The organism is Azospirillum sp. HJ39 (assembly GCF_041507355.1).
Classification (GTDB): domain Bacteria; phylum Pseudomonadota; class Alphaproteobacteria; order Azospirillales; family Azospirillaceae; genus Azospirillum; species Azospirillum thiophilum.
The window spans coordinates 363,081-382,725 of record NZ_CP167905.1; the positions used below are offsets into that span (position 1 = coordinate 363,081).

General features: G+C 65.1%; 17 protein-coding genes. 6 read left to right on the forward strand and 11 right to left on the reverse strand.

Features of this window, described 5'->3' with window-relative positions; all coding sequences use genetic code 11:
* Positions 1 to 15 precede the first annotated feature (15 nt).
* Positions 16 to 2,412: a xanthine dehydrogenase family protein molybdopterin-binding subunit gene (locus tag ABMY26_RS02280; RefSeq protein WP_372394851.1), complete on the reverse strand. Its 2,397-nt coding sequence runs from the start codon at positions 2,410 to 2,412 to the stop codon at positions 16 to 18.
* A gap of 69 nt (positions 2,413 to 2,481) precedes the next feature.
* Complete coding sequence (locus ABMY26_RS02285; protein WP_372394852.1) at positions 2,482 to 2,994, reverse strand: (2Fe-2S)-binding protein; 513 nt, start codon at positions 2,992 to 2,994, stop codon at positions 2,482 to 2,484.
* A 346-nt stretch (positions 2,995 to 3,340) separates the two neighbouring features.
* On the opposite strand from ABMY26_RS02285, the gene ABMY26_RS02290 reads away from it, so the two are divergent.
* The 4 genes from ABMY26_RS02290 (at position 3,341) to ABMY26_RS02305 (ending at position 8,429) form a co-directional block, all read left to right on the forward strand.
* Entirely contained in the window at positions 3,341 to 4,303 is a 963-nt protein-coding gene (locus ABMY26_RS02290) for a TAXI family TRAP transporter solute-binding subunit (protein WP_372394853.1), read from the forward strand.
* 31 nt (positions 4,304 to 4,334) lie between these two features.
* Positions 4,335 to 6,431 (forward strand): TRAP transporter permease, encoded by a 2,097-nt coding sequence (locus ABMY26_RS02295; protein WP_372394854.1) that lies wholly within the window; start codon positions 4,335 to 4,337, stop codon positions 6,429 to 6,431.
* Between the two features lie 2 nt (positions 6,432 to 6,433).
* Entirely contained in the window at positions 6,434 to 6,826 is a 393-nt protein-coding gene (locus ABMY26_RS02300; RefSeq protein WP_372394855.1) for a DUF1850 domain-containing protein, read from the forward strand.
* A gap of 112 nt (positions 6,827 to 6,938) precedes the next feature.
* Positions 6,939 to 8,429: a sodium:proton antiporter gene (locus tag ABMY26_RS02305; protein WP_372394856.1), complete on the forward strand. Its 1,491-nt coding sequence runs from the start codon at positions 6,939 to 6,941 to the stop codon at positions 8,427 to 8,429.
* Between the two features lie 216 nt (positions 8,430 to 8,645).
* Here ABMY26_RS02305 and ABMY26_RS02310 read toward each other — a convergent pair whose 3' ends face one another.
* Positions 8,646 to 11,768, reverse strand: coding sequence for an efflux RND transporter permease subunit (locus tag ABMY26_RS02310; protein ID WP_372394857.1), 3,123 nt, complete (start codon positions 11,766 to 11,768; stop codon positions 8,646 to 8,648).
* Positions 11,765 to 12,847 (reverse strand): efflux RND transporter periplasmic adaptor subunit, encoded by a 1,083-nt coding sequence (locus tag ABMY26_RS02315; protein WP_372394858.1) that lies wholly within the window; start codon positions 12,845 to 12,847, stop codon positions 11,765 to 11,767. The genes ABMY26_RS02310 and ABMY26_RS02315 overlap by 4 nt, the downstream gene beginning before the upstream one ends.
* A 126-nt stretch (positions 12,848 to 12,973) precedes the next feature.
* Between ABMY26_RS02315 and ABMY26_RS02320 the strand changes: the two genes are divergently transcribed.
* Entirely contained in the window at positions 12,974 to 13,636 is a 663-nt protein-coding gene (locus ABMY26_RS02320; protein WP_372394859.1) for a TetR/AcrR family transcriptional regulator, read from the forward strand.
* Here the strand turns inward: ABMY26_RS02320 and ABMY26_RS02325 are convergent.
* Entirely contained in the window at positions 13,618 to 15,009 is a 1,392-nt protein-coding gene (locus ABMY26_RS02325) for an HD-GYP domain-containing protein (protein WP_372394860.1), read from the reverse strand. The genes ABMY26_RS02320 and ABMY26_RS02325 overlap by 19 nt on opposite strands.
* A 231-nt stretch (positions 15,010 to 15,240) precedes the next feature.
* Between ABMY26_RS02325 and ABMY26_RS02330 the strand changes: the two genes are divergently transcribed.
* A complete protein-coding gene (locus ABMY26_RS02330; RefSeq protein WP_372394861.1) occupies positions 15,241 to 15,714 on the forward strand; it encodes a YchJ family protein in 474 nt (157 codons plus the stop codon).
* A gap of 25 nt (positions 15,715 to 15,739) precedes the next feature.
* On the opposite strand, the gene ABMY26_RS02335 is transcribed toward ABMY26_RS02330, so the two are convergent.
* The 6 genes from ABMY26_RS02335 to ABMY26_RS02360 form a co-directional block, all read right to left on the reverse strand.
* Positions 15,740 to 16,369 carry a YitT family protein gene (locus ABMY26_RS02335; RefSeq protein WP_372394862.1) on the reverse strand — a complete coding sequence of 210 codons (630 nt, stop codon included), beginning with the start codon at positions 16,367 to 16,369 and terminating at the stop codon, positions 15,740 to 15,742.
* Between the two features lie 17 nt (positions 16,370 to 16,386).
* Complete coding sequence (locus ABMY26_RS02340; protein ID WP_372394863.1) at positions 16,387 to 17,559, reverse strand: amino acid aminotransferase; 1,173 nt, start codon at positions 17,557 to 17,559, stop codon at positions 16,387 to 16,389.
* 254 nt (positions 17,560 to 17,813) lie between these two features.
* Positions 17,814 to 18,341, reverse strand: a complete 528-nt coding sequence (locus ABMY26_RS02345; protein WP_372394864.1) for an AAA family ATPase — start codon at positions 18,339 to 18,341, stop codon at positions 17,814 to 17,816.
* A 169-nt stretch (positions 18,342 to 18,510) separates the two neighbouring features.
* Positions 18,511 to 18,666, reverse strand: coding sequence for a hypothetical protein (locus tag ABMY26_RS02350; RefSeq protein WP_372394865.1), 156 nt, complete (start codon positions 18,664 to 18,666; stop codon positions 18,511 to 18,513).
* A gap of 19 nt (positions 18,667 to 18,685) precedes the next feature.
* Positions 18,686 to 19,000 carry a cytochrome C oxidase subunit IV family protein gene (locus tag ABMY26_RS02355; protein ID WP_372394866.1) on the reverse strand — a complete coding sequence of 105 codons (315 nt, stop codon included), beginning with the start codon at positions 18,998 to 19,000 and terminating at the stop codon, positions 18,686 to 18,688.
* Positions 19,001 to 19,011: 11 nt separating this feature from the next.
* Complete coding sequence (locus ABMY26_RS02360) at positions 19,012 to 19,644, reverse strand: cytochrome c oxidase subunit 3 family protein (protein ID WP_372394867.1); 633 nt, start codon at positions 19,642 to 19,644, stop codon at positions 19,012 to 19,014.
* Position 19,645 lies beyond the last annotated feature (1 nt).

Sequence of the window (19,645 nt, forward strand, 5' to 3'; positions counted from 1 at the left end):
TTCTTCTTCGGCCGTCTATTCCGCCGCCATGGCGGGGGCGGGTGTGGCATCCCGGATCACCCGCCAGACCTTTTCCGGCGTCGCCGGCATGTCCATGTGGGCGATGCCATAATCCGCCAGCGCGTCCACCACCGCGTTCATCACCGCCGCGGCTGCGCCGATGGTCCCGGCCTCGCCGCAGCCCTTCACGCCCAAGGGGTTGTGGGTGCAGGGCTGATCCTCGTGATAGCGCACCGTAAAGGATGGGACATCGTCCGCCCGCGGCATGCAATAGTCCATGTAGGAGCCGGTGACGAGCTGGCCCGACTCCTCGTCATAGACGCAGTTCTCGTACAGCGCCTGTCCGATGCCCTGGACGAGGCCGCCATGCACCTGCCCCTCGACGATCAGCGGGTTGATGACGTTGCCGAAATCGTCCACCGCCGCGAAGCTGACGATGGTAGTGACACCGGTGTCGGGATCGATCTCCAGCTCACAGACATGGCAGCCGTTGGGATAGGTGAAGTTCTTGGGATCGTAGAAGGCCTGCTCGTCCAGGCCCGGCTCCAGCTCGTCCAGCGGGAAATTGTGCGGGACATAGGCTTGCAGCGCGATATCGCCGATGCCCAGGCTCTTGTCGGTGCCGGCGACCGTGAATCGGCCGTCCTTCACCTCGATATCGGTTTCCGCCGCCTCAAGCATGTGGGCGGCAATCTTCCGCGCCTTGCGCTCCACCTTGTCCATCGCCTTTACCAGCGCCGAGCCGCCGACCGCCAGTGAGCGCGAGCCGTAGGTGCCCATGCCGAAGGGAATCTTGTTGGTGTCGCCGTGGACGATCTCAACATTCTCGATCGGGATGCCGAATCGCTCGGCCACGATCTGGGCGAAGGTGGTCTCATGGCCCTGGCCATGGCTATGGGAGCCGGTGAAGACCGTCACCGAACCCGTTGGATGGAAACGGACTTCTGCACATTCATAAAGTCCTGCGCGAGCTCCGAGCGCGCCCGCGACGTTGCTCGGCGCGATGCCGCAGGCCTCGATGTAGGTGGCGAAACCGATGCCGCGCAGCTTGCCGCGCGCCTTGGATTCGGCGCGGCGCTGCTCGAAGCCGGGGTAATCGACCAGTGGCAGGGCGATGTCGAGATTCTTGGCGAAGTCGCCGGTGTCGTATTGCAGGGCGACGGGGGTCTGGTAGGGCATCGCCTCCTTCGGCACGAAATTGCGGCGGCGGATCTCGGTCCGATCCATGCCGACCACGCCGGCGGCGACGTCCACCAGCCGCTCGATCAGGTAGCAGGCCTCTGGCCGGCCGGCACCACGATAGGCGTCGACGGGGGCGGTGTTGGTGAAGACCGCCTTCACCTCGGCATAGATCGCCGGGGTCTTGTATTGGCCGGCCAGCAGGGTGGCGTACAGGTAGGTCGGAATCGACGGCGCGAAGGTCGACAGGTAGGCGCCGAGATTGGCCAGGGTGGAGACGCGCAGCGCCAGGAAGTTGCCGTCCGCATCCATCGCCAGTTCGGCATGGCTGACATGGTCGCGCCCATGGGCGTCGGTTAGGAAGCTTTCCGAGCGGTCGGCTGTCCATTTAACCGGCCGGCCTACCTTGCGCGCCGCCCAGGTGACGACGGCCTCCTCGCCGTAATGGAAGATCTTCGACCCGAATCCGCCGCCGACGTCAGGGGCCACCACGCGCAGCTTGTGTTCGGGAATGCCCAGAACGAAGGCGCCCATCAGCAGGCGGGTGACGTGCGGGTTCTGGCTGGTGGTGGTCAGGGTGTATTCGCCGTCCGACTGGTCGTATTCGCCCAGCGCCGCCCGCGGCTCCATCGCGTTGGGAACCAGCCGCTGGTTGATCAGGTCGATCCTGGCGACATGGGCCGCCTGGGCGAAGGCCGCATCGACCGCCGCCTTGTCGCCCAGATGCCAGTCGTAGCAGACGTTGCCCGGCGCATCGTCATGCACCAGCGGAGCCCCGCCGTCGATGGCGCGGGTGGACGAGCCAGCGGCCGGCAGTTCCTCGTAATCGACCACCACCATCTCGGCGGCGTCGCGCGCCTGCTCGCGGGTCTCGGCGATGACCACCGCAACTGCGTCGCCGACATAGCGCACCCGGTCGCGCGCCAGCGGATAATGCGGCGGCTCCTTCATCGGCGAGCCGTCCTTGGAATGGATCTGCCAGCCGCAGGGTAGGCTGCCGACCTTGTCGGCCTCCATGTCTGCCCCGGTCAGCACGGCAACCACCCCCGGCATCGCCAACGCATCCGTGACGTCGATGCCAAGGATGCGGGCGTGGGCATAGGAGGAGCGAACATGGACCGCATGGGTCATGTTCAGGCGCTTGAAATCGTCGGTGTAGTTGCCACGGCCGGTCAGAAAGCGCTGGTCTTCGCGCCGGCGCACCGAGGCGCCGATGCCATTGGGGTTCGCCATCTCGTGTTTCCTCCCACAGGAACGCGTAAGATGCGGAATTGCCTAATTTTTCTTGGCGCAGGAGCGCCGTTATTCAGCCGCTGCCGCAGTCGGCTGCGTCGTAACAATCGTTCCGGCCATCGCTTCGGCCCCGGCCATCACCGCCTTGACGATGTTGTGATAGCCGGTGCAACGGCAGATGTTACCCTCCAGCCCTTCGCGGATCTCGGCTTCGGTCGGGTTGGGGGTCTCGCGGACCAGATCGACCGCGCTCATCACCATGCCCGGCGTGCAGAAGCCGCATTGCAACCCGTGATGCTCGCGGAAGGCTGCCTGCATCGGATGCAGCGTGCCGTCCGCCGCCGCCAGCCCCTCAATGGTGGTGACGGTCGCGCCGTTGGCCTGGACGGCCAGCGTGGTGCAGGATTTCACCGAACGCCCGTCGACATGGACGACGCAGGCGCCGCACTGGCTGGTGTCGCAGCCGACATGTGTGCCCGTCAGGCCCAGATGCTCGCGAAGGAAGGCGACGAGCAAGGTGCGCTCCTCCACCTCGCGCGAGACCGTCTTGCCGTTGACGGTCATCGAAACGGTACAGGACATCGAATTACCTCCCGCTGGCTGAAGTCTGGCTTGCAGTCGATCGGCTTGCCGTTCCGGCTTTCCTCATTCGCCTGACGCGCCGAAGGTCGGGGGCGGGGTGGTGTCCGCTTCGGTCGGCGGTCTTGCGCCACAAGGATAGGGGGTGTCCGCCCACGAAGGTCAAGAAGGTCCTGCGTTCCTCGGCCAAAAGAAGGGGAAACCAATGGTATCTATATCGGATTGTACGTACTGGCGCGCAATTTTGTGACGCGTTACAGTTGGTTGGGGCTGCCCACGCGACGTGGGTACACGAAACATGCCGTTGGGCAAAAGCCCGGGCGCGGAAACGATGATGGGGAGGGCCGCTATGAATCGCCAGATGATGAAACGCCACGCCTTGGTGTTGTACACGGCCATCGGCCTCGGTCTCGCCACCATTCCGGCCAAGGCGGAAACCTTCATCACCGTGCTGACGGGCGGGACCAGCGGCGTCTACTACCCGCTGGGCGTGGCGCTTTCCAACGTGTACGGCAAGGCTCTGCCGGGAGCAAAGGTGACGGCGCAGGCGACCAAGGCATCGGTGGAGAACCTGAACCTGCTCCAGGCCGGCCGCGGCGAGATCGGCTTCACGCTCGGCGATTCGTTGAGCGACGCCTGGAAGGGCAACGAGGAGGTCGGCTTCAAGCAGAAGCTGGAGAAGCTGCGCACCATCGCCGCCATCTATCCCAACTACATCCAGGTCGTCGCCAGCAAGGACTCGGGCATCAAGACGCTGGCCGACCTGAAGGGCAAGCGCGTGTCGGTCGGCGCGCCCAAGTCGGGAACGGAGCTGAACGCGCGGGCAATCTTCGGCGCCGCCGGCCTCGCCTACAAGGATTTCGCCAAGACCGAATATCTGCCCTTCGGCGAATCGGTGGATTTGATCAAGAACCGGCAGCTCGACGCGACGCTGATTTCCGCCGGGCTGGGCGTGGCGGCGATCAAGGACCTGTCCGCTTCCCAGGAGGTGACCGTCGTCAGCATCCCCGCGGACCTCGTGCAGAAGGTCGGCGACGCCGCCTACATCGTCGAGACGATTCCCGCCAACACCTATCCCGGCCAGACGGAGGCGGTGCCGACCGCCGCGGTGCGCAACCTGTTGGTCAGCCATTCCGGCGTGTCCGACGATGCCGCCTACGCCATGACCAAGACCCTGTTCGAGAATCTCGATGCGCTGGCCGCCGCCCATGTCGCCGCCAAGCAGATCAAGCTCGACAAAAGCGCCACCCAGTCGCCGGTCCCGCTGCATCCCGGCGCCATTAAATACTACAAGGAAAAGGGGCTGATGTAACGGGCGGATGCAGGCCACGGGGAACGCAGACGTGAATCCACATAAAGACAAGGCGGATGCCCAAATCCGTCAAGCCATCGACCGTGAGAATCCCGCCCATGTCACCGCCTTCGAAGGCTTCGACGGGCGGGCGGTGTTTGCCATCGCCGTGGCCTTTTCCATTTTCCAGATCTGGACGGCTGCCTTCAACCCGCTGTCCACCGTCGTGGTCCGGTCGGTCCATGTCGGCTTCCTGATGCTGATGACCTTTACCCTGTTCGGCGCGAGGAAGGCCTCCGAACGCCGGTGTGTGCCCCGGTACGACTGGATCCTCGGGCTGACAGGCTTTGCCATCGGCCTGTACCATTACGTGTTCGAGATCGACCTTATCCAACGGGCCGGCGATCCCAGTATGACCGACATCATGGTCGGCGGCGTCGCCGTGGCACTGGTGTTCGAGGCAGCGCGCCGCATCATGGGGCTGGCACTGCCGATCCTGTGCGGCATCTTCGTTCCCTATGCCCTGTTCGGGCGCGAGTTGCCCTTTGGGCTGGCCCATCGCGGTTACGGCTTCGATCAGGTGATCGACACGCTGTTCCTGTCCACCGAAGGCATCTACGGTACGCCGACCTTCGTGTCGGCAACCTACATCTTTCTGTTCATCCTTTTCGGTGCCTTCCTGGAACGGGCCGGCATGATCCGCCTGTTCAACGACGTCTCACTCGGCCTCGTCGGCCACTCCAAGGGCGGGCCGGCGAAAGTCGCGGTCTTCTCGTCCGGCTTCATGGGGACCATCAACGGGTCGGGCGTCGCCAATGTGCTGACCACCGGCCAATTCACCATCCCGCTGATGATGCGCTTCGGCTACCGGCCTGCCTTCGCCGGTGCAGTGGAGGCGACGGCCAGCATGGGCGGCCAGTTGATGCCTCCGGTGATGGGTGCCGCCGCCTTCATCATGGCGGAAACCATCGGCGTGCCCTATAGCGAGGTGGCGCTGGCCGCTGCCATTCCCGCTATCCTCTATTTCGGCAGCGCCTTCTGGATGGTCCATCTGGAGGCAGGCAGGCACAACCTCGTCGGCCTGCCGCGGGAGGAATGTCCCAGCGCCCTTCATGCCCTGAAAGAAGGCTGGTACCTGATCCTTCCGCTGGCGGCACTGGTCTACCTGCTGTTCTCCGGCTTCACGCCGCTGTTCGCAGGCGTGATCGGCATCGCCGCAACCGCCGCCCTGATCCTGGGAATCACCGTCGTCACCGCCATCGGCCCGACGATGCTGCGTGCCGGCTTCTGGATCCTGCTGGGCCTGATCGCTGCGGCACTGTGGCGCATGGGGCTGCGGACCGAGCATTTGGCCTTCGCCATAGTCGGGTTGCTCATCGTTCCCTGCCTGCTGTTCAAGGGTGGACGGGAAACGCTGGCCCTCGTGGTGAACAGCACCGCCGACGGTGCCAAGAATGCGGTGGGAGTGGGCGTCGCCTGCGCCCTGGTGGGTGTGCTGATCGGCATGATGACGCTGACGGGCCTCGCCTCCAGCTTCGCGACCACCATCGTCAACCTGTCGGGCGGCAACCTGCTGGCTGCGCTGCTGCTGACGATGGTGACCTGCATCGTATTGGGCACCGGTCTGCCGACCACCGCCAACTACATCATCACCGCGTCTATTGCGGCACCGGCATTGCTGACCATGGGCGTGCCTCTGATCGTCAGCCATATGTTCGTCTTCTATTTCGGCATCATGGCCGACCTGACGCCGCCGGTGGCGCTTGCCGCGCTCGCCGCCTCTTCCATCGCGCGGGTGGGCCACATGAGGATCGGCTTCATCGCCACGCGCATCGCCATGGCCGGCTACGTCGTTCCCTTCATGGCGGTTTACGATCCGGCACTGGTGTTGCAGACCGAAGATTGGACTGCTGTCGTCTACATCGTCTTCAAGGCCTGCATCGCCATCGCCCTGTGGGGGGCGGCGACCATCGGCTTCTTCTGGACTCCGCTGCCGCTGTTCGCCCGGATCTATGCCGCAGCGACAGCCTTCCTGTTCGTCGTGGCGTTGCCGGTCACCGACGAGGCGGGCTTCGTCCTGACCGTCCTGTTCCTGCTTTGGCAGCATCGCCGCCGCCGGAGCCTCACCACCGCCGCCGCGGCGCTGTAAGGGTGGGCGGCCTCTGCCTGTTCGCTCTCGGTGGCGCGCTGCTGGCGTCGCTGCCGGGAACGGATTTCATTTTGTCATGGACCCACTCGATAGAGAAGACCGAGTGGCGCGAGCATTGGTTCATCGAGGCCGGTCGGCTGCGGCCGGTGGAGGCTCGCATCCGCGGCACCGGCGCAGGCATGGAACCCGGACCGGATGCGAAGCTGTCGGCGGACGGCTGGCTGGTCTGGACGCCTGCGCTTCCGCTGTCCGGATCGCTTCCCGAGGACGGCATCACCCTGGCGGCCTCGGGCTTCACCGGTGAGCACCGGCTGTGCGCAGGCGCGGAATGCCGCCCGCTGTCGGGCTGGACGGGAGTGCGGGACCAAGCGGTAGCGATGCGGGCCTGCCGGTGAGAGTTTGCCGCCCGCCTACGAAAGTTCGTTTGGTCAACGTCCCTTCCGGCTTGGCTTACGCTGCGTCAGTCCGCATACTCCCGTTCCTTTCGTCAGCCTACCATCCGGACCGATGATCAATTCCCCCATGCCCAGCCGCCCCATGCCCCTGTTTCCTGCCGTCATCGGCACGGCGCTTGCCGTCGGCGTCGTCATGCTGGCTTCGCAAGGTGCCCTAGCTGCTGAAGTGGCGGGCGACATCGCACATGGCGGCACGCCGCATCTAGACGGGCGGTCGATGAGTGTCCTCTGGGTGGTGCCCTTCGTCGGCATCCTGCTGTCGATCGCCCTGTTTCCACTGGTGGCGCCGATGGTCTGGCACCATCATTTCGGCAAGATCTCTGCCTTCTGGGCGCTGGTTTTCCTGGTTCCCTTCGCTGCGGCATACGGCGCCGATCTGGCAACCTATGAGTTGCTGCACACGGTGCTTCTGGAATACATCCCCTTCATCGTGCTGCTGACGGCGTTGTTCACGGTGGCGGGGGGCGTGCGGCTGGTCGGGTCGCTGGTGGGGACGCCTTTGGCGAACACGGTGGGGCTGGCGCTGGGGACGGTGCTGGCCAGCCTGATGGGCACAACCGGTGCCTCGATGCTGCTGATCCGCCCGCTGCTGCGCGCGAACGAGCATCGCCGACATAAGGTCCACACCGTCGTGTTCTTCATCTTCCTGGTTTCGAATGTCGGTGGATCGCTGACGCCGCTGGGCGACCCACCGCTGTTCCTGGGGTTTTTGAAAGGGGTCGATTTCTTCTGGCCGACGGTTCATCTGCTGGCGCCGATGGCCTTCCTGTCGGCCCTGCTGCTGGTGATCTATTTCGGCCTGGACCTGTTCCTGCACACCCGCGATCCCGGCAAGCATCCGCTGATCGAAGGCGTCCACGAACGCGAGCCGATCCGCATTGAAGGATCGGTCAATCTTCTTCTGCTGCTCGCCATCGTCGGTGCGGTGCTGCTGAGCGGCGTCTGGCATCCGGGGACCGGTGTCACGCTGTACCATGTCACCGTGCCGCTGGAGACGATCGTCTCGAACCTGCTGCTGCTCGGCATCACCGGCCTGTCGCTGGCACTGACCAGCGCCAGGAGCCGGCGGATGAACGGCTTCAGCTGGGGTCCCATCCTGGAGGTGGCGAAGCTGTTCGCCGCGATCTTCCTGACCATCATCCCGGCCATCGCCATCCTGAAGGCCGGCACCGACGGTGCGCTTGGGGCCATCATCGCCGCAGTGAACGACAACGGAACGCCCAACCCGGTTGCGTATTTCTGGGCGACCGGAATCCTGTCCAGCTTCCTCGACAACGCCCCGACCTATCTGATCTTCTTCAACACCGCCGGCGGCGACGCGCACACCCTGATGAGCGACATGGCGCTGACGCTGACTGCGATTTCTGCCGGTGCGGTGTTCATGGGAGCCAACACCTACATCGGCAATGCGCCCAACTTCATGGTCAAGGCCATCGCGGAAGAGCGCGGCGTCGCCATGCCCAGCTTCTTCGGCTATATGGCGTGGTCCTGCGGCATCCTGGTGCCACTGTTGGGGCTGACAACGCTGGTCTTTTTCATCTGACCACGTGCATCGGCAGCGCCGGCCGGACGGGATTCTACCCTCCTTTCCGAAAAAAATAGCGCCCGGGGACCGAAATCCGCCGGGCGCAAGGGTACAGTACGGGAGATATCATCAGCGGTGATGATGCAATCGGAAGATCGATTGTGGCTGCACACTCGCACGGGCCGTCGCCGTCACCCTTGACCACGGTCAAGGGTGACGGCAGTAGGGCCGGCATCAATCTCCCAGTGCCGGCTTCGGCAGGGCCTCCACCATCCCGCCTTCCTCCACCGCCTCCGTTTCCGGACGGGGGACGCGGAACCAGGCGGCGTAGAGGGCAGGCAGGAAGAAGATCGTCAGCACCGTCGCACCGGCCAGACCGCCCATGATGGCGACCGCCATCGGCCCCCAGAAGACGCTCTGCGTCAGCGGGATCATGGCGAGGATGGCGGCGGCGGCTGTCAGGGCGATGGGACGGGCACGGCGCACCGTCGCCTCAACGATGCTGTCCCAACGGGACCGGCCGCCGCGGATGTCCTGCTCGATCTGATCCACCAGGATCACCGAGTTGCGCATGATGATGCCGGCCAGCGCGATGACGCCCAGCATGGCGACGAAGCCGAAGGGCAGGTTGAACAGCAGCAGCGAGGCGGTGACGCCGATCAGCCCGAGCGGCGCGGTCAGCAGCACCATGAACACGCGCGAGAAGCTCTGCAACTGCAGCATCAGCGTGGTGACCATGATCAACAGCATCACCGGCATCATGGCGTTGATGGAGTCCTGGCCCTTGGCGCTTTCCTCGATGGCTCCGCCCATGGTGATGGCGTAGCCGACGGGCAGGGTGGCGCGGAGCGTGTCGAGCTGGCCGTTCAGCTGGGTGCTGACCACCGGGGCCTGCAGGCCGCCGGTCACGTCGCCCTTGACCGTCATCGTCGTCTCGCGCGCCCGGCGCCACAGCACCGGTTCCTCCAGCTCGTAGCGGACGCCGGCGACCTGGCTCAACGGGACGGTGGTGCCGCGGCTGGTGCGGATGTTCAACTCGCCCAGGCGCGACAGGTCCATCCGCTCGTCGGGGGTGGTGCGCATCAGCACGCCGATCAACTCCGTGCCTTCACGATACTGGGTCACCGTCATACCGTTCAGCAGCAGTTGCAGGGCATTGGACAGGTCCTGCTTCGACACGCCGAGCGCGCGGGCCTTGGCGGTGTCGACCTCCAGCCGCACCCGCTTGGACATCTCGTCCCAGTCGAGATGAACATTGGCGGTGTTGGAATGGGCACGCATGGTGTCGCGCACCTGATAGGCGATCTTGCGAATGGTCGCCGGATCCTCGCCGGTGACACGGAACTGCACCGGATAGCCGACCGGCGGGCCGTTCTCCAGCCGGCTGATGCGGACGCGGGCGGCGGGGAAGTCGGATTCCAGAGTCGGTTCCAGCCGCTGCATGAAATGCTCACGCTCCTCCAACCCCTTGGTCATCACCATGAACTGGGCGAAGTTGGCGGTCTCAAGCTGCTGGTCGAGCGGCAGGTAGAAGCGCGGCGAGCCACCGCCGGTGTAGGCGACCCAGTAATCCACGTCGGGATCCTTGGCCAGCGCCGCTTCCATCCGCTTCACCTCGGCTGCCGTCGCCTCGAAGGAAGATCCTTCGGCGAGCCGGATGTCGATCAGCAGTTCCGGCCGGCTGGCCGACGGAAAGAATTGCTGCTGCACATGGCCGAAGCCGACCAGCGCGATGACGAAGGTCGCCGCCGTGGCCCCGATGGTGGCCCAGCGCGCCCGGACGCAGGCCTCGATCATCCCGCGCAGGATGCGGTAGGCCCTGGTGTCGTAGATGTCCAGTTCGTGCCCGTCGGGCACCACATGCTTGGGCTTGGGCAACAGCAGCCAGCCCAGATAGGGCGTGAAGATCACCGCGACGACCCAGGACAGCAGCAGCGACAGCGCCACCACCCAGAAGATCGAGTTGGTGTATTCGCCGGCCGCCGAGGCGGCGAAACCGACCGGCACGAAACCGGCGGCGGTGACGACGGTACCGCTCAGCATCGGGAAGGCAGTGGAGGTGTAGGCGAAGGCGCCGGCCTTCAGCCGGTCCCATCCCTGTTCCATCTTCACCACCATCATCTCCACCGCGATGATGGCGTCGTCCACCAGCAGGCCGAGCGCGATGATCAGGGCGCCCAGCGAGATGCGCTGGAGGTCGATGTGCAGGATCTGCATCGCCACCAGCGTCATCGCCAGCACCAGCGGCACGGCCAGCGCCACGACGATGCCGGTGCGCCAGCCCAGGCTGACGAGGCTGACCAGGATGACGATGCCCAGCGCCTCGGCCAGAGATTCCATGAATTCGCCGACCGAATGTTCGACGACCGTCGGCTGATCGGCGATCTGCGCCACTTCCAGCCCAACCGGCAACTCCGCCCGGACCTTCTCCATCGCGGCGCCGAGCTGCTCGCCGAGCTTCAGCACGTTGCCGCCCTTGGCCATCACGATGCCAAGCCCGATGGCATCGCGGCCGTTGTAGCGCAGGGTGTAGCGTCGCGGCTCGACATAGCCCCGCTTGACCTCGGCCACGTCGCCGATGGTCAGCAGCCGGCCGCCGCTTTCCACCGGGATCGCACGCACCGCGGCGGCGGTGTCGAGGCCGAGGTCGACGCGGACATAGACGCGCTGCGACCCGGTGTCGATGTCGCCGGCGGCAGCGACGGCGTTCTCGCGCTGCAGCGCCTGGATCACCGAATCGACCGGCAGTCCGAAGCTGGCGAGCCGCTGGCTGGAGATCTCGACATAGACGCGCTCCTCCTGCGGGGCGATCAGGTCGATCTTCTCGACGCCCGGTAGTTTCAGCAGGCGCGCGCGCGCCTGTTCCGCCACCTTCTTCAGCTGCGCCGGAGTGAAATCCTCGCCCATGAAACCGTAGATGGCGGAATAGACGTCACCGAACTCGTCATTGAAAAAGGGACCGAGCACGCCGTCTGGCAGAGTATAACGGATGTCGCCGATTTTCTTGCGAACCTGATACCACAGGTCCGCCACCATCTTCGGCGGGGTGTAGTCCTTCAGCTGCACGAAGACCACCGACTCGCCCGGCTTGGAGTAGCTGCGGGCGACGTCGTAATAAGGCACCTCCTCCAGCTTCTTCTCAATTCGGTCGGTGACGAACTGCTCGACCTCGCGCGCGGTGGCGCCGGGCCATTGTGTCCGAACCACCATCACCTTGAAGGTGAAGGATGGATCCTCCGCACGTCCCAAGGTCTTGTACGCGAGCGCGCCGGCCAGGATGCTGGCGAGCATCATGAACAGGACGAGCGTGCGGTGCGCCAGCGCCCAGGCCGATAGGTTCATGCGGGAATGGTTCATCGCGCCGGCTCCGTCCAGACGCGGACCTTCTGGCCGGCGTCGAGCTTGTGAACTCCGGCGGTGACGACGCGCTCACCGTCCTTCAGCCCACCACCGATCAGCGCCAGATCGCCCGCATAGGCGGCAACCGTTACGGGGCGCAGTTCCAGTCGGTTGTCGGGGGCCGACAGCACCCAGACAGCCGGAGCCTGTTCATGTTGGGTCAATGCACCCAAGGGCAGGCGGACAACGGAGGACCCATGACCGGCCGCCGCCGTGACGGTCGCCGTCATGCCCAACTGGACTGTCGGCGGCGGATCGGACAGCGCGATCTTGGCCTGGAAGGTGCGGGTGTCGGCATCGGCGCTGGGCGACAGCTCGCGCAAGGTGCCGGCTATGCTGCGGCCGGGGTCGGACCACAACTCCACCGACAATGTCTGGCCGGACAGGGCGGCCACCCGCTGTTCGGGAATGTTGGCCACCGCCTCCATGGTGCCAAGCCGGGCGATGCGCAATGCCGTCTGGCCCTGCGCCACCACCTGTCCCGGTTCGATCAGCGTCGCGGTGACGACGCCGGCTTCTTCCGCCAGCAGCGTGGCGTATTGGGCGGAGTTGTTCAAGACGCGCAATTGTGCCTCCACCTCGTGCACTTTGGAGTCGGCCTTGTCGAGCGTGGTCTTGCGGCGATCATATTCCTGTCTTGTGGTCCATTCCCCCTGGCGCAGGCTGGCATAGCGCTGGAAATCGCTGCGCGCGTTGGCCGCATCGGCCTGGGCGGACGCCAATTGCGCCTGGGAGGCGCGGATCTGCAAGTCAAGGTCGGTGGGATCGAGCCGGGCGAGCGGCATGCCGGGTTCAACGCGACTGCCGACCTCGACCAGCCTTGAAGTCACCTTGCCGCCGACACGGAAGCCGACATCGGCCTCCACCCGCGGACGGATCACCGCCGGATAGCGCACGCTGTCCAAATGCGATTCAAGCGCCACAGTGGCAACGCGAACCGGCCGGACTTCCTGTTGCGGTGCGGAGGCTGCCGACTGCGTCTCGTTGCAGCCGACGAGCAAGCCGGCTGTCGCCAGCATGGCGACCGTCGCCGTCATGCTGGGCGCAAACCGTCTTTCGCGGAACCGGGCCATACCACGTCTCCTCACTGGACTGAACTGTATCGTACTGATATTGTCCTACTATCGCTCCGGTCCAACGTCAAGAGTGAACGGTACAGTTCAGTGCAGTCATCCGAACAGAATTCGCCACAGCCGGCCGCTCCGCAGGATACCAAAGCCGAGCAGATCATCGCCGCGGCGCGGGAGGTGTTTCTGGAACTCGGCTATGCCGCCACCTCGATGGATCTGGTGGCGCAGCGGGCGCGGGTATCCAAAACCACGCTCTACACCCGCTTCCCGTCGAAGGAGGAGCTTTACACCGCGGTGATCTCCGCTGAATGCGAGAGACGGGGCATCCGCTTCACACCCGAGATGTTCGACGGGCTACCGCTGCGCGATATCCTGATCCAGGTCGGCCGCCGTTTTGTCGATCTGCTGTGGTCGGAAGCGGCGATCCGCGTCCACCAGTCGGTTGCGGGCGAAGCCATGCGGATGCCGGTTGCGGCCCAGCTCTATTACCGAGCAGGGCCGGAGCAGGGCATCGCCCATTTCGCCTCGCTGTTCACCCGGTTGGCCGACCGCGGTGTCATTTCCACCGACGATCCGGTCTTTGCCGCCCGCCAATTCCTCGCCGCATTACAGGGCGGCCCTTATTGCGCGCTGGTGCTGGGACTCTGCCCCGAACCGACGGAGGAGGAGCGCCACATCTTCGTCGACAAGGCCGTGGACCTGTTCCTGCATGGAATCCTGCCGGCCGCCGATACCGGTCAGGCGAGCTTGAAATAGCGGATGACCAGCCGCCGAAGCTCGTCCTGCACCCCATCGTCGCCGAGTTCGACCAGCCGGTCATGCAATCCGGCGGCGATCATGGTGAATCGGGTCATGACCGCAGGGTCGAAATGATTGCCCGCCCCGGCTTGCAGGATGTCCATTGCGGCTACGAAGGACATCGGCTCCTTGTAAGGGCGGCGGGAGGTCAGTGCGTCGAACACGTCAGCCACGGCGAAGATGCGGGCGGCGATCGGGATCGCCTCGCCCTTCAGCCCGGCCGGATAGCCCGATCCGTCGAATTTCTCATGATGGCCGCCGACCACATCCGCTCCGTCGACCAGCCATTCGGACGAACCGACGATATCGAGTCCGTGAACGACATGGGTCTTCATAACTGCGAATTCCTCGGCATCGAGTTTGCCGGGCTTCAGCAGAATGCGGTCGGGAATGGCGATTTTGCCGACATCGTGCAGGAAAGCGCCCTTCACCAAGCGCCGGATCGCAGCATCGTCCAACCCCAGCGCCTCGGCCAGGCGGATTGCCAGCACCGTCACACGGTAATTATGGGCGTTGGTATCGCTGTCCCGTTTAGCTATTGCACTGCCAAGCGCCGTCAGCATGCCGATATTGGCATCCAGCAATCCGCGTGACAAGCCTATGACACCCCGATTGAATGCACCGAAGATGGGTAGCAGGACAAGCGCCGTGCCGAGTACGGAGAGAGAGGAGACGCCGACGACAGTGACCGTATCCCGCAGGATCTCGCGCGACCGACGGGAAGAGAGTTGGAAGACGCTTTCGAAATAACCGAGCAGTTTCCCATCGGCATCGAACAGGATTTCCATCGTCTGGATGAAGACATGTCCATCCAGCGTGAACCGATCGTACAGGAACTCATTGCCGTCAGGAAAGCCATGCCGGGTGTCCGACAACCGTCTTTCCGCCCACTCCGCGCCGGGCGCGACATATTCGGCAGTCTTCTTCCGGTCGGGCGAATAGAGTTCGGCGACGATGAACCGGCCGTCACCATGGTTCAGGCGCAATTCGCCGCGGCTGGTCATGAATCGGCGCAACGATGCCTCCAACTCCGGATGGTCGACTCCGGCGGAAAGCGCCGCACGGGTTTCCGCAAGGAAGGCAGCGGATTCCTCCTTCGCGAGTTCCGATACCCGCCTGTCGGCAATTTCCACCTCGACCAGGAAGGCGACGCCACCCACTGCCAGCGCCATGAACAGCGCGACGGCGGCCAGACGCAACAGGATGGCGCGGGCAGTGGGCAACCGCATCATCGCCACATCCGCATTGCGACTCGCCAACCTTCTCAACAGCAGGCTGAAACGGCGGCTCCGACCCTCTCCCAACATCTTGTCCTCGATCTGCCCGTTCACCGGCGATACATCCCCGGCTCTGCTAAGCGGATCTAGACGTTGCGCCCACCTGTCGTCAATCATACCGCCCGCCACCCGAACCACACCCGGGACTCATCCGGAATGGACTTTGGTATAATGCAGACGCTATCTGTACCTGATCTGAATATTGGCATTCAGATCACGGTGGGCCTTTCGGCGACACTGTGCGAACAGTTCGCTTCCGATGATCGTTAGAGGATTTGTTTCACGATGTCCGTCTGCCCCTGCGGTTCCGACCGCGCGTTCGACCAATGCTGCGGCCCCATCCTGGCGGGGTTGTCCGCACCGACCGCCGAAGCGCTGATGCGCTCCCGCTACACCGCTTTCGTGCGCCGTGACATCGACCATATCGAGCGGACCTGCGCGCCGGAAACCCGCGACGCCTTCAGCCGCATCGACGCCGAACGGATGGCGGATGAGTGCGATTGGGGACCTTTGACCATCATGAAGGCGGCGGAGGAGGAGGACAGTGCCACAGTCGAGTTCTTCCTGACCTTTAGGCGCGATGGGGAAGAACTTCCATTGCATGAACGGTCCAGCTTCCGCCGGATCGACGGGCGGTGGCTGTATGTCGACAGCGTGCTGAACCCAAAGGATCCGCCACGCCGCGTGGTCAAGGTCGGCCGCAACGATCCCTGTCCCTGCGGTTCGGGGCGCAAGCACAAGACCTGCTGCGGGCGCTGATCCGACGCCCGCGGCCGCCCTGCCGTCAACTCATGCCCAGATAGCGCCCTGGCCTGTGGTTGATAGCAAGCGTCATGTTGACGATGATCGCTCCCACCACCGAAAGCAGCAGCCGGTCCGGGGTCAGCACGAAGAATGCCCCGGCAAGGATCGCCAGATCGACCCCGAGTTGGAAATAGCCTGCGCGGATGCCGTAGCGCTCCTGTAGATAGATTGCCAGGATGTTGACACCGCCCAGACCGGTGCGGTGGCGGAACAGCATCAGCAACCCGGTGCCGCACAGGCCGCCACCCACCACCGTGGCATAGACCGGGTCGAGATGGGCGAAGCTCACCCATTGGTCTGTCATGCGCGAGAACAGCGTCACGAGCGCCACGGCGATGAAGGTGCGCGCGGTGAACTTCCATCCCAGCCGCTTCCAGGCCAGCCAGTAGAAGGGCAGGTTGATGACGAAGAAGATGATGCCGAACTGGACCTTGGTGACATAGCTCAGCAGCAGTGCCAGCCCGGCGGTGCTGCCGGTCAGCAGCACCGTCTTGGAATAGATCAGCATGCCCAGCGCGATGAACAGCGTGCCCATCAGCATGGCAAGCGCGTCTTCATACAGCTGGTGGCGCTCCACCGAAGCAGGCGGGGCCTGGATGGTCGCGGTCATCGTCGTGAACTCCCGGCTCAGCGCAGGGCGGCGAATCTCGCCACCACCTCGTCCACTTCGGCCGTCTTCAGGCCGGCGATGTTGATGCGGCCGGAGGTCGGCATGTAGATGGCGTGGTCGGCACGCAGGCGCAGCACCTCCGCCTCGGTCAGCGGCAGCAGGGAGAACATGCCCTCCTGTTCCGCCACGGCGGTCAGCGCCGGGAAGGCGTCGGCCAGGCCGGCGGCGAGCTTGCGGCGGAGTCCGGTGATGCGGGCGCGCATGCCGTCCAGTTCCGCCGTCCAGTCTGCGGTCAGGTCGGGGTCGCTCAGGATGGTGCGGACCACGGCGGCACCATGGTCGGGCGGCATGGAATAGCTGGTGCGGGCCAGCGCCATCAGGTTCGACTTCGCGAGGTCGGCGGCGGCCGGCGCCGCGGCGACTGCGAAGATGGCGCCGGTGCGCTCGCGGTAGAGGCCGAAGGATTTGGACGACGACACGGCGACCAGCGTCTCCGGGACGGCGCCGATCAGGTGGCGCAGCCCCTCCGCATCCTCATCCAGGCCGCGGCCGAATCCCTGGTAGGCAAGGTCGACCAGCGGCAGAATGCCGCGCCTTCCGATGATCTCCGCCAGAGTCTTCCATTGATCGGGCGACAGCGGCGCGCCGGTCGGGTTGTGGCAGCTGCCATGCAGCAGGGCGACGTCGCCGGGCCGGGCCGCCTCGAACGCCTCGACCATGCGGTCGAACAGCACGGTCTGGCTCGCGGTGTTGAAGAAGGGATGGCCGACCACCTCCAGCCCGGCGGCGGCAAAGATGCCGACATGGTTGGGCCAGGTCGGCTGGCCGACCAGCACGCGCCGGGCTCCGCCGCGCAGCACGAGATCTGCCGCCAGCCGCAGCGCACCCGATCCACCGGGGGTCTGCACGCCGGCGGCATGGACCCGGGTTCCGGCCCCGCCGCCGACCAGCGACCACAGCCGTTCCAGATACAGGGAATCGCCTTCCAACCCCAGATAGGCCTTGCTGTCCTGGCCGTCGAGCAGACGGCGTTCGGCCGCCTTGACCGCACGGAATACCGGCGTCCGCCCTTCCTCGTCACGATAGACCCCGACGCCGAGGTCGACCTTTCCCGGACGCGGATCCTGCCTGAAAAGCCCGATAAGGGCGAGCAGAGCGTCGTCGGGCTGGCGGGAGAGCGCGTTGAACATGTCGGGTCGTCCGGTCCTTGGAGTAGGGGAAGGCGTTCGAAAGGAGGCATCGGCCGGGAATGCCGACGCGTGCGATCCTCCACCTTCGCGGCTTTCCGGACAATCGCGAAGTTCTCAGGGGCGCCGTGCCTTTGGCAAAAGCGTGTGCGGCGCTTGGCAGAATAGCCTGCGACACCTGCCCAGGCGTCGGAACGGCCGATGTCCAAGCCGGAGACGATTTGCCATGCCGGCGAGTGGCCGGAAGCGACAGCAGGTCATCTTTCCAGATCCCACAGGCGATAGCAGTCCTTTATCGCGCGGATGGACGGCAAACGGATCTTCGGCAGGTCGACCCGGTCGAACAGAGCGGCATAACGCTTCCGGCTCTTGGGAGTGGCCACGGCGATGTGGTGGATCATGTTCCACTTGATGCTGTCGCGCCCTCCTTCCAGCGCACCGAGCCTGTCCCGCTCGAACACTGTCCGGCGGAAATACCGCAAGAGGCTGGCCGGCATGGAGATGTCCAACAGGATCAGTCCCGTTGCCCGCGCCAGACGCTGCGGCACGCAGCGCGAATAGTTTCCGTCCATGACCCAACAATCGCCGGCGATGGCGGTGTCGTGCAAGCCGACGAATTCATCCGCGGGGCGCGGCTCCCAGTCGGTGCCGGGCCGGTGGTACATCTGATCCAGGTGCACGGCCTCCAGGCCGCGTTTCCGCGCGATCGCCGCTGCAAGCGTGGATTTGCCGCTGTTGGACGGCCCCAGGATGCAGATTCGCCGGCCGAGATCCTGAAGCTGCATTTCCCGCCCCGCCCGCTTGCTGCCTTTCCGTTAAGCCAGCCGATACTACGCATTTCCGTCACCCGGTCCAGCGGGCGGCGCCTCTCTCCCCCGGCAGCCGGCCCCCGCATCGCCGCGGGTATCGGGGGCCGGGAGCCTCCACGACGATGCCGGGACGCTTGGACGGTCGTCATTGCGTAAAGAACATCGCGGCGAAAACGGCGGCGGTCGCGGCGATCGCCATGACCAGACCGTTGCGTCCCAACGCATGCTGGCGGTGCAGAGCCACTGCGACGGTGATGACGGCAACGCTGGTCAGGATCAGGCCCAGTTTGGCATCGGTCATGGCTGTCGTCCTCCAGGTCTCAGTGCGGGCCGACCCAGCCCAGGGAGCCGGCGGCGGTGACGAGCAGGAGTGAGCCGCTGAGCAGCATCAGCCAGCCCGTCATCGCCGATGGCCAGCCCGGACCGGCATGCTGCAATTCCAGGTAATGCAGGAGGATTTCCCGCCCTTTCGCCACCGCGAGCGCCAGCAGCAGGGCAGCACCGGCAACGCCGATCCCGCCGTCGGAATCGCCATGGCGGGCGAACAGCAGCGTGACGGCGGTCAGGCCGAGCAAAATCAGCCAGGACAGGGTCAGCCTGTCGATCCTCCCCGTCATATGCCTGACGATTTCCATGGCCGGTCTCCTCATCGGATCAGATAGACGAGCGGATAGAGGATCACCCAGACCAGATCGACCATGTGCCAGAAGGCGGCGCCGGCCTCCAGGTTCTCCACCAGCGTGTCGGGGCCCGAGCAACCGACCAGCAGCAGGATCACGATCCCCAGAACCACATGCAGGGCGTGGAAGCCGGTCAGCAGGAAATAGAGGGTGAAGAAGACGTCGCTGTCGATGGTCAGTCCGGCACCCAGCGTCGCCGAATATTCGACCGCCTTGACCGCCAGGAAGACCGATCCCACCGCCGCGGCCATCAGCATTGCCCGGCGTGCCTGCGTCGCCGCGCCGCGCCGTCCGGCGGCGACGCCGCGGGCGGCCAGATAGCCGCTGGTCACGAGCACCATGGTGTTCAGCGCTCCCAGCGTACCGCTCAGATGGGCCTGCCCGGCTGCGAATATGGCCGGGTCCATCACCCGTGCGACCGAGAAGCCGAGGAAGGCCACCCCGAACACCGCCAGTTCGCTGAAGATCAGGATCCACATCATCAGATTGCCGGGCAGTGCGGCAAGGCCGCTCGCCTCCGTGTCGGCCATCTCCGCTCCCCTTCGTTGCCGACCGCCACGGTAGGACGAGCGCAGGCAGGGCGGCTTGACCGCGGTCAAG

What these genes read in the sequence shown, in the direction of transcription:
- ABMY26_RS02345 (WP_372394864.1), bottom strand. Translation starts at nt 18,341, where the DNA reads ATGCAGCTTCAGGATCTCGGCCGGCGAATCTGCATCCTGGGGCCGTCC.
- ABMY26_RS02305 (WP_372394856.1), top strand. Translation starts at nt 6,939, where the DNA reads ATGATCAATTCCCCCATGCCCAGCCGCCCCATGCCCCTGTTTCCTGCC.
- ABMY26_RS02315 (WP_372394858.1), bottom strand. Translation starts at nt 12,847, where the DNA reads ATGACGGCGACGGTCGCCATGCTGGCGACAGCCGGCTTGCTCGTCGGC.
- ABMY26_RS02335 (WP_372394862.1), bottom strand. Translation starts at nt 16,369, where the DNA reads ATGACCGCGACCATCCAGGCCCCGCCTGCTTCGGTGGAGCGCCACCAG.
- ABMY26_RS02330 (WP_372394861.1), top strand. Translation starts at nt 15,241, where the DNA reads ATGTCCGTCTGCCCCTGCGGTTCCGACCGCGCGTTCGACCAATGCTGC.
- ABMY26_RS02350 (WP_372394865.1), bottom strand. Translation starts at nt 18,666, where the DNA reads ATGACCGATGCCAAACTGGGCCTGATCCTGACCAGCGTTGCCGTCATC.
- ABMY26_RS02290 (WP_372394853.1), top strand. Translation starts at nt 3,341, where the DNA reads ATGAATCGCCAGATGATGAAACGCCACGCCTTGGTGTTGTACACGGCC.
- ABMY26_RS02340 (WP_372394863.1), bottom strand. Translation starts at nt 17,559, where the DNA reads ATGTTCAACGCGCTCTCCCGCCAGCCCGACGACGCTCTGCTCGCCCTT.
- ABMY26_RS02285 (WP_372394852.1), bottom strand. Translation starts at nt 2,994, where the DNA reads ATGTCCTGTACCGTTTCGATGACCGTCAACGGCAAGACGGTCTCGCGC.
- ABMY26_RS02280 (WP_372394851.1), bottom strand. Translation starts at nt 2,412, where the DNA reads ATGGCGAACCCCAATGGCATCGGCGCCTCGGTGCGCCGGCGCGAAGAC.
- ABMY26_RS02355 (WP_372394866.1), bottom strand. Translation starts at nt 19,000, where the DNA reads ATGGAAATCGTCAGGCATATGACGGGGAGGATCGACAGGCTGACCCTG.
- ABMY26_RS02310 (WP_372394857.1), bottom strand. Translation starts at nt 11,768, where the DNA reads ATGAACCATTCCCGCATGAACCTATCGGCCTGGGCGCTGGCGCACCGC.